4 protein-coding genes and 5 pseudogenes are annotated in these 5,468 nt (G+C 67.2%); 3 read left to right on the top strand and 6 right to left on the bottom strand.

Translation table 11 applies throughout. The annotated features are described in order from the left end of the window. Positions 1-426: 426 nt before the first annotated feature. The 3 genes and pseudogenes from ACY45C_RS06450 to ACY45C_RS06440 form a co-directional block, all read right to left on the bottom strand. Positions 427-591 (bottom strand): hypothetical protein, encoded by a 165-nt coding sequence (locus ACY45C_RS06450; RefSeq protein ID WP_462186730.1) that lies wholly within the window; start codon positions 589-591, stop codon positions 427-429. Positions 592-651: 60 nt separating this feature from the next. Beyond that, positions 652-864 (bottom strand): annotated as a pseudogene (locus ACY45C_RS06445) (indolepyruvate ferredoxin oxidoreductase subunit alpha); the annotation flags it as partial. A gap of 318 nt (positions 865-1,182) precedes the next feature. Further along, positions 1,183-1,632 (bottom strand): carboxymuconolactone decarboxylase family protein, encoded by a 450-nt coding sequence (locus tag ACY45C_RS06440; RefSeq protein ID WP_462186729.1) that lies wholly within the window; start codon positions 1,630-1,632, stop codon positions 1,183-1,185. Between the two features lie 434 nt (positions 1,633-2,066). On the opposite strand from ACY45C_RS06440, the gene ACY45C_RS06435 reads away from it, so the two are divergent. Further along, entirely contained in the window at positions 2,067-2,513 is a 447-nt protein-coding gene (locus ACY45C_RS06435; RefSeq protein ID WP_462186728.1) for a response regulator, read from the top strand. A gap of 175 nt (positions 2,514-2,688) precedes the next feature. On the opposite strand, the gene ACY45C_RS06430 is transcribed toward ACY45C_RS06435, so the two are convergent. Further along, entirely contained in the window at positions 2,689-2,892 is a 204-nt protein-coding gene (locus ACY45C_RS06430; RefSeq protein WP_011438823.1) for a cold-shock protein, read from the bottom strand. A 742-nt stretch (positions 2,893-3,634) separates the two neighbouring features. On the opposite strand from ACY45C_RS06430, the pseudogene ACY45C_RS06425 reads away from it, so the two are divergent. Then, a pseudogene (locus ACY45C_RS06425) lies at positions 3,635-3,901 on the top strand (metal-sensitive transcriptional regulator); the annotation flags it as partial. A gap of 82 nt (positions 3,902-3,983) precedes the next feature. Here ACY45C_RS06425 and ACY45C_RS06420 read toward each other — a convergent pair. After that, positions 3,984-4,621 (bottom strand): annotated as a pseudogene (locus ACY45C_RS06420) (MMPL family transporter); the annotation flags it as partial. Positions 4,622-4,647: 26 nt separating this feature from the next. Between ACY45C_RS06420 and ACY45C_RS06415 the strand changes: the two are divergent. Continuing rightward, positions 4,648-4,866 (top strand): annotated as a pseudogene (locus tag ACY45C_RS06415) (DUF302 domain-containing protein); the annotation flags it as partial. A gap of 186 nt (positions 4,867-5,052) precedes the next feature. Here ACY45C_RS06415 and ACY45C_RS06410 read toward each other — a convergent pair. Beyond that, positions 5,053-5,466: pseudogene (locus tag ACY45C_RS06410) on the bottom strand (DsrE/DsrF/DrsH-like family protein). Between the last annotated feature and the right edge of the window lie 2 nt (positions 5,467-5,468).

The following is a 5,468-nucleotide window of genomic DNA, read 5'->3' as shown; positions in this document are numbered from 1 at the left end:
AGGGGATTCCGCGTTACTGTGCCCGGCTCGGCCTCGGCCCGGAGTGATCCCGGTTCCGGGCCCATGTGGTTTCCGTCATGGTCTCCGGCCGCCTGGTGATGACGGCCTCCTGGTGATGACGCCTGCACGCCGTTTTCCGGGATTTTTGTCACGCCGCTTTCTCGTCAATCGGCATCACCCGTCGGGAAACCCGCCGGGAAACCCGTCGAGACACATCGAGACACGTCGATTCAGGCGCGGTACGGGGAACGCCGGGAACGTCTCCAGCCGACTCCGGCCCCGAACTCTGCTTCGACCCCGGCCCCTGCTTCGGCCCCGAAATGTAGAGGGCCGGTGCCCGGACGGGATGGGTCCTGGGCACCGGCCGTAGGCCGGCGGTCTCGCTGACGCCGTGGCCGCGTCAGCCTTCGCCGGCGGCTTGTCTCGTCAGCGTCTGTAGGACGCGACGAAAGCGGTGTCCGCCCTGATCGGGCCGATCTTGCCGGCGCCGCCCGGATTACCGATCGGAGCATCCCGACCAGACAGGATGGCGGTGAAGAACCGGGCTTCGGGGACGTAATGAAGTAACAAATACGTGATCGAGAGCATCATCGCAGGTCACAGGCCTGTGGAGGGTTCGAAACGCGCAAGTTATTTCATTTCGACTCCTTCGTCCGCAATGAACTCGGCCTCGCTCGCCGGCACGATCCGGGTACTCTTGATCGCGTCGACCGGGCAGGCCGACTCGCAGGCTCCGCAGTCGATGCACTCATCCGGGTTGATGTACAGCTTGCGGCCGCCCTCGTAGATGCAGTCGACCGGGCACTCCTCCACGCAGGCGGTGTCCTTGACATCAATGCAGGGTGACAGGACGACAAACGTCATCGGATCCTTCTTCCCCGTTCGCCTTCAGTCACGGGGAAATCGTAACAGGATGTCGCCGGCCGAGGTGGGTGGAACTGTAAAGGATAGGTAAACAATTCGTCCGTGGAGCAACGAATTTCGATGGCCCGAAACGGGGGCGAGGAAATCTCCAGGGATATTTTTAACCATGAGATTTTCTTTGTCTGTATCTGGGCCGTCCGGGGCGCCCGCCGGATGGCGGCGGCACCCGCGCCGACGTGTCCTCAGCCGGTCATGAAGACGGTCTGCGGATACCACCGTCCGCCAGGTGGTCGGCGCGGCGGGTCCTCTGCCGCCGGTTCAGACGTCGGTGTTGTCGGGGGGCTGAACCTGGCCGGTTGATGGAGCGTGTCCCGGCGAGGCCGGGGTTACGTGGCCGAGCGGCGCCGTACCGTCCCCCGCCTCGTGCCGCTCGGCGCGGAAACGCCTGAAGGCGGCGAACGCGCGCGGGCCGTAGACCGACGCCGGCCCGCCGTTCATCAGCAGTGCCACCCCGATGGCCTCGGCTGCTTCCTGGCAGGTCGCACCCTGCCGGACGGCGCCGTGGGCGTGTGTCTCGATGCAACCGTCGCACTGGGTGCTCACGGCGAGCGCCAGTGCGATCAGCTCCTTCGTGCAGCTGTCCAGGGCGCCGTCACGGAGAGCAGCGTCGCCCAGGGCGCCGAGTCCCCGGTATACGTCCGGGATCAGCCGACGCAGTTCGCGGGCATGCGGGCGGATCTCGTCCTGGACCGGGCTGCCGGAGCTCATGGCCCTTGCCTTCCCGCCGGAGGCGACCGGGAACCGCCACGCCGGGAACGGCGGCCGAAGTACGGCCTCGTGCCCGGGCGGTCGTGGGTGCCCGGGCGGTCGCGGCGAGGCCGAAAACGGTGAGCCTCGGCTTGTCCTTGGACTTGTCCCTGTTAGGGGGGCGACAGACCACTTCCGTTGGCGTACCGTCAGACATCGCCAAAGTCCGTGCATCGATTCCGGGATGTCCGGTTACCGTTCCGGGCCGGACGGGCTCCGCCCGCGCCTGCTCGCGACCCCGCTCACGCTCTCGAGGAGCGGCCGTCCCCCGCGGTGGGCGCTGATCGTCCGGTCCGCCCTGTCCCCGCTTCTCGTCCCTACTCCGCCTCTCGTCCCTACCCCCCGCTTCTCGTCCGGCTGCCATGCGATGGCGGCCTCTACTTCGAGGTATCCAGATGACGGCGAGTGTCCGTACGGACCCGTTCGACGTACTGCTGGTTGAGGACGACCCGGGGGATGTCCTCATGACCCGCGAAGCGTTCGCGGATGATCGGATCAACGGCAGGCTGCATGTCGTGAACGACGGTATCCAGGCCATGGCGTTCCTCCGCCGGGAGGAGCCCTTCACACAGGCCCCTACGGCCGACCTGATCCTGCTGGACCTCAACCTGCCGCGCCGCAACGGCATCGAGGTCCTGGCCGAGGTCAAGGCCGACGCCGACCTGCGACGTATCCCCGTCGTGGTGCTCTCCACCTCGGACGCTGCCGAGGACATCCTGCGCAGCTACAATCTGCACGCCAACGCCTACGTGACGAAGGCGGTCGACTTCGACCGGTTCGTAGATGACGTCCGGTTCATCGACGACTTCTTCATCACCGTGGTTCAGTTGCCCGGGCGCTGATCTGGTCGCTCATCAGGTGTACATGAGCCATGATCGCGCGGTGTCCGCCGACGGCGTCGGTCAACTACGGCGGTGAGACTACCGGCCTGCCAACACAACATCGACCAACACAACGTCGGCGCGCGGCTCCCGCGGGAGCCGCGCGCCGACGCGTAAGGCTGGGGGTGGTACGGTCTCAGACGGGCTGGACGTTGTCCGCCTGCGGTCCCTTCTGGCCCTGCACGATCTCGAACTGGACGCTCTGGCCCTCATCCAGGGACTTATAGCCGTCCGCCACGATCGAGGAGTAGTGGACGAACACGTCCGGGCCGCCACCGTCGACGGAGATGAATCCGAAGCCCTTCTCCGCGTTGAACCACTTGACGGTACCCTGCGCCACGATTATTTCTCCTTGCCGCGCTCCCGGTAAGCGTCCTTCGCGTACCGGCCTCGCCCCAGACCCCGGCCGGTGCCGTGGTCCAGTCGTGCCGTTCTCTGCGTAGGTCACGCACGGAAGAACAAGCAACACCTACAGCCTACCCCTCCACCGACGTGGTGTGCCCGCTTGGCTCTTGTCCCGTCCGACTCGATGCGAAGCAGCCGACGAAACGTCGGTTATCGGGGTACCCGGCGGGTGTAGTGGCCCGGGGGCCCGGCGCTCGCGTAGCCGCTGCATCTCGGCGTCATCGGCGATGATGACCCAGGACCTGCCATCCGGGTGGCGCTGCGCGGTGATCCACCCCCGGTAGATCCAGGTGTAGAGGGTAGCGGTCGGCCTGCTGGAGGGCTACGGCGAGTTCGGTCACCGAGTACCGGTGTGGTCCCAGGCCGGTTAGCGCGGTGCGGGTGCCGCGAGGGTGGCGGACCCCGATGCCCAGCCGGCGGGTCAGGGTGAGGACCTGGCCGGGGCCGAAGCGGTCGGTGCGCTTGGGTGGGCGCAGCCCTCGGCATTGAGCGCCTCGGCGATCTGCCGGCTGGACAGGTACAGCTCACCTTCGCCCGCCAGGTCCTCCACAACCAGCCACAACCAGCGGCGACGATCCCGAAAGGTCTGATCGTGGGTGAGGTCACCCGATGTATACCCGGGAGGGTATCTTGGAGGCAGCGCCTGCGGTCACCTGGTGCGGGATATGGAGGTCGGGATGCAGGTCGACGAGACGGCGATGGCGGATGTGATTCGGCGCCTGCGGCGCGCCGAGGGTCAGCTCCGCGGCGTAATCGGCATGATCGAGGATGGTCGCGACTGCGCTGACGTCGTCACCCAGCTTGCCGCGGTCTCCCGAGCTCTGGACCGGGCCGGATTTAAGATCATAGTGTCCGGGATGCAACAGTGCCTGGCCGCGCGTGAGAGCGGCGAGGCGGCACCGATGACCGAGACGGAACTGGAAAAGCTGTTCCTGTCCCTCGCGTGGCCCTCGGCAGATGTCGTGCCTAGGCCGGCGGCGGGTAGCCGGCCCAGGGACGCGATCGCTTCGGTCAGTGGGCGTTCGGTCAGTGGGCGAAGGTGACAGTGGGTAGGACGCGGCGCAGCCACATCGGGCTGTACCAGGCGGCCCGTCCGATGATCCGGAGCAGGACGGGTAGCAGGTGAGGCGGACGAGGGCCGCGTCCAGCAGCACGGCGATGCCGAGGATGACGCCCATCTCCTTTGGCGGCAGCGGTCCGGACAGTGCGAAGGTGAAGAACACCGCAACCATCACCGCGGCCGCCGCGAAGATGACCCGACCGGAGTGAGCGAGCCCGCCGACTATCGCCTCCCGTGGATCGGCGGAGCGTTCCCAGTGCTCCTTGGCCGAGGCGAGCAGGAACACCGTGTAGTCCATAGAGATCGCAAAGATCATTGCCAAGAAGAAGATCGGCCCCCAGGCGTCGAGGAACCCCTGGGAGGTGAAACCCAGCAGGCCCGCGCCGTGCCCGTCGGCGAAAACCAGCTTCGCGACGCCGAACGTGGCACCGGTCGCGAGCAGGTTCGTGACCACCCCGAGGGCGGCTGCCAGCGGCGCGGCGAGCACCACGAGCAGCAGCAGGAAACCCATCCCCAGCACCACCCCGAGCACCAGCGGGGTGCGGTCCGACAGCAGGGTGTGCAGGTCGATGTTCTCTGCGGCCGCGCCGCCGAGCAGGACGGCGGTATGCCCGTCGGGCGCGATCTGGGCCGGCCGCCCACCGGGCTCTCGACGTCGACCGGCAGATCGGCCTGCTGCTGCCCTGCAACGTCGTCGTCCGCGCCGCCGACGGTGGCACCGTGGTCGAGGTCCTCGACCCGCGGATCATGGTCACCGTCACCGGCCGCGACGAACTGGAACCGGTGGCGAAGGAGGCCGGCGCCCGCCTCGACGCCGCCCTCGCCGCACCGATCGGCACCGTAGGGTGAGAGCCATCCCACGGCGGCTCAGGGGACTCGGGCGTGGTGACGGCGACACGACCGCGAACGCCGGCCAGGACTCGACCGGGGCCGAGGCCGGCCAACCGGCCTTTCCCGGCATCCAGGGAACGTCGCCTCGAACGTTGCGATCGCCTCTCACCCGCGGTCCCCTGCCAGGCGACCCTCGGTCCCGTGTCAGATAAACAGCAGTTGGGCGCCGTCGGTCTTCTCAATAAAGTCCGCGGCGCTGATGATCCCTTCGACGTCCTCATACAAATCGGATTCGTCGAGGTGCATCATGTCGGCGGACATGCGGCAGGCTCACAGATGGCCGCCGGAGGCGACGATCTGCTCGAGGAACTCCGGCACCTCTGGCACGCCGACGTCGGCGATCTGTTTCTTCATCACGTGCGTCGTCATCGCTGTCATGCCGGGCAGGCCGCCCAGCCCCTGCGGCATGTGCGAGGCGGTATTGCCGAGCAGGGTGAACTTCAGGTCACCCATCCTGGACTTGGTGATGATGTCGAAGCCCCAGAAGGTGAAGAACAGGTGGGTCTCCACCCCTGCTCCTAACGCCGCGTTGGCAAGGACAAGCCCGGGATAGGCCATGC

This window comes from Frankia sp. CcWB2, assembly GCF_977927585.1.
The sequence above is the reverse complement of the archived record's forward strand: the minus strand, read 5'-3'. Positions and strand labels throughout refer to the sequence as shown.

Coding starts and splice junctions, on each gene's coding strand:
- ACY45C_RS06435 (WP_462186728.1), top strand. CDS start 2,067: ATGACGGCGAGTGTCCGTACGGACCCGTTCGACGTACTGCTGGTTGAG.
- ACY45C_RS06450 (WP_462186730.1), bottom strand. CDS start 591: ATGATGCTCTCGATCACGTATTTGTTACTTCATTACGTCCCCGAAGCC.
- ACY45C_RS06440 (WP_462186729.1), bottom strand. CDS start 1,632: ATGAGCTCCGGCAGCCCGGTCCAGGACGAGATCCGCCCGCATGCCCGC.